Genomic DNA, 3,106 nt, shown 5'->3' with positions numbered 1-3,106 from the left:
GCCCCGCCGCCGGAGCCAGGGCCCCGACGGCGGGCCGCTCAGCGCGGACGTGCGGAGAGGTGACGGCTGCGGCCCGGCGGAGGCCGTCGGCGTCGGTCCGAGCGAGCAGGGCGGTGGGCGAGCGTCCCCGGGTGACCGTGTGCGGCTGCGGAACCGCGTCGCAAGGAGGCCGTCGCAGGAGACGGCGCAACGCCTCGCTGTCGGGGCCACGACGGGGAAACGGCCGTTCCGTGCCGGACCGCTCGCGAGACACCGAGCACGCAGCGACCGAAGGGAACGCCCGACCGGTCGACAGGCGTGCGCTTGTCGACCGGCCGGGCGTCCCACGCGACTAAGCCCGCACCATCAACTCCATGCGCCCCGAAAGGCGTTCAGCACAACTCCGGCTCACTCCGCGGCCTCACCCATCGGCGGAAAGCGGAGGACGCCGCCGACACCGTCCTCCAACCCCGTGCCGGTGGGGACGAGTTCGAGGGAGGCGCCGGTCTCCGATGCCGACTTCACCAACAGCGCCTCGCGGCTCGCCGGTGCGCCCGGCTCCAGGAGGAGGGTGTCGAGGGCGCCCATCTCGGCGGCCCGCATCACCTCCGGGTCGCCCGTGGCGCCGCGGTCGTGGGCCTGGCCTTCGCGCAGGCGGGACAGCTCGTCGGCCGCGCGGCGCTTCTCGTGCTCTCCGGCGACGCGCAACACCTCTTCGGTGAGGGCCTGTTGGGCGCCTGCCTCGTCGCTGCCGCCGCTCTCCGTCTCGACGAGGAGCTCGGACGCGGCCGTGGAGAGCTGCTCCCGCACCGCCGTGCGGCCCTGCACCTCGCCGGCGAGGAGCACGACGTCGGGCGCGAACCGGGTGCGCGCCCTGTCGATCGCCGCGGCGACCTCCTTGGCGTTGCGCTGCACGGCCTCGTCGGCGCGGCGCTGGATACGGCGGTGCGCCAGCGCACCCTCCCGCACATGGTGCGGCGTCTCGATGCCGCTGCCCTCGACCTCCTCGCCGTTCCGCTCGACGGGGACGTGCTCCTGGGCCACGACCAACTCCCGCAACTGCGCGCCCTCCTGGTCGGCCGAGACGAGCAGGACGCGGACCGACCTCGCCTGCTCGCGGACGTACGCGCCGAGTTCGGGGAGCACGCCCCAGTGCGCGTCGTCTCCGGTGCCGAGGGCGGCGTCCCAGCGCTCGTCGAGGACGACTCCGTCGTCGGCGGAGGCGACGAGGACGCGCCCGTCCGCCTGCTCCTCGCCTGCCGGGTCGCGGGCGAGTGCCTGCTCTGCCGCGTCCAGTGCCTGCTCCGTCGCGCCCTGGGATTCCAGACGCTCACGCAGCGCCTTCCAGCGGAGGCGGGTCTGCGTCTCGGAGTCCTCGCCCGGCGACCTGGCTTCCAGGTAGACGGCGGCGAAGGGCCCTTCGTGGGCGTACACGCGCTGCAGTTCCTTCAGCTCCATGGTCAGCCCCAATCAGTGCAGGCGACAACCGGTGGCGGGCTCCGCCGCCGGCGTTCGTTCACGGCCCGGCGCCGGGTGATGTGCCCGGTGGGCCGTGGTCTTCACGTACCCCTGTGTGTGTTGTCAAACGTCGACGAACGCGATGCGTCCGCGCGGCTCCGGAGCGTCGCCGTACACGTGCGCAGAGCGCACGCGAGGTTGACGAGTCGGAGTTCCGGTCCCAAAATGTCCCGCATGATCAAGCACTCGACGTCAGCGCAGGGCTTCGCCTGTCGCCCGTGGCGCCGCGGGTGCGAACGGTCCGGTCTCTAGTACCTCCAGGCGGGCTCCCCCTCTGCGGAGCCCATGCCCACCCGTCTCCGGGAGTACCGCGGTCGCGGCTGCCGTGCCGCGGCGCTCCCCTCCCGCGCATCCCGCCGACCCGCCCGGGCCGGACGGGTCCGAAGACGAACTCCGAGGTGTCCCATGACCGTTGCACCAGAAGCCCCCGCAACCGCCCCCGCCCCCGCCCTCCGTGAAGCACGCGTCCCCGCCGACGGCATGTACGAGGGCACGCGCCTCCTCAACCCCTTCCCCGAGGGATGGGAGGAGCGCCCGTACCGCCGTATCGAGGTGACCCCGCTCAGCCGTGTCATCGGCGCCGAGATCCGCGGCGCCGATCTCTCGGAACCGCTCGACGAGGAGCTCCGCGAGGAGATCAACCGGGCCCTGCTGGAGTGGAAGGTCGTCTTCTTCCGCGGCGCCCACCTCACGCCCGAACAGCAGCGTGCCTTCGCCCGCAACTGGGGCGAGTTGGAGACCAACCCGCTCCTCGCGCGCGGCTCGGCAGACGACGTCGTCCGGTTCGACAAGAGCGCGGGCTCCGTCCCCACCTTCGAGAACGTCTGGCACACCGACGTCACCTTCCGTGAACGCCCCGCCCTCGGCGCGGTGTTGCAACTGCGCGAGGTGCCGCCGGTCGGCGGCGACACGATGTGGGCCGACATGGCCGCCGCCTACGACAACCTCTCCGACGAGGTGAAGGAGCGGATCGAAGGCGCCGTCGCCGTGCACGACTTCATCCCGGGCTTCGTCCGGTTCTACGGCCCGGAGAAGGTCGCCGAGCACCAGGACGAGTTCCCGCCCGTCGAGCACCCGGTGGTGCGCACCCACCCGGAGACGGGGCGGAAGATGCTCTTCGTCAACACGTCGTTCACCACGCACATCAAGGGCATGGACCGCGCCGAGAGCGACCGGCTCCTCGCCTACCTGACGCGGCAGGCGCACACCCCCGAGTACCAGGTGCGCTTCCACTGGCAGGCGGGCGACGTCGCGTTCTGGGACAACCGCGCCACCCAGCACTACGCCGTCGCCGACTACGCCCCGCAGCCGCGCGTCGCCGAGCGCGTCGCCATCGCGGGCGACCGGCCGTTCTGACGGCGGCCGGCTGACGGTTGCCTGCGGCGGGGCGGAGCACGGCTCCGTCCCGCCGCTCGGTTCGCGCCAAGTGCGCGCCGTGCGGCTGAAGTCGTGTGCGGTGACGGTGGCTCGGCCCGCCCGGACGGGTAGCTTTCGCCCGACACCTCCAACCCACAGGAGAGTTGGGAGAGCCGCATGCAGCAATCCCTGCGCCGCGCCTGCACCCGGGCCGCCGGCGCCACCGTCGCCTTACTCCTCTCGGCGGCCTGGC

At 72.9% G+C, this 3,106-nt stretch carries 2 protein-coding genes; one reads left to right on the top strand and one right to left on the bottom strand.

What is annotated here, in order from left to right; genetic code table 11:
• Window positions 1–387: 387 nt before the first annotated feature.
• Complete coding sequence (locus UWG_RS0107545; RefSeq protein WP_237720017.1) at window positions 388–1,413, bottom strand: baeRF2 domain-containing protein; 1,026 nt, start codon at window positions 1,411–1,413, stop codon at window positions 388–390.
• Between the two features lie 564 nt (window positions 1,414–1,977).
• Between UWG_RS0107545 and UWG_RS0107540 the strand changes: the two genes are divergently transcribed.
• On the top strand, window positions 1,978–2,853 hold the full coding sequence (locus UWG_RS0107540; RefSeq protein ID WP_016906594.1) for a TauD/TfdA dioxygenase family protein: 876 nt from the start codon (window positions 1,978–1,980) through the stop codon (window positions 2,851–2,853).
• The last annotated feature ends 253 nt before the right edge of the window (window positions 2,854–3,106 follow it).

Origin of the sequence: Streptomyces xiaopingdaonensis, from assembly GCF_000262345.1 — a bacterium.
Taxonomy (GTDB): Bacteria; Actinomycetota; Actinomycetes; order Streptomycetales; family Streptomycetaceae; genus Streptomyces; species Streptomyces xiaopingdaonensis.
This window is presented reverse-complemented; position numbering and strand designations above follow the sequence as displayed.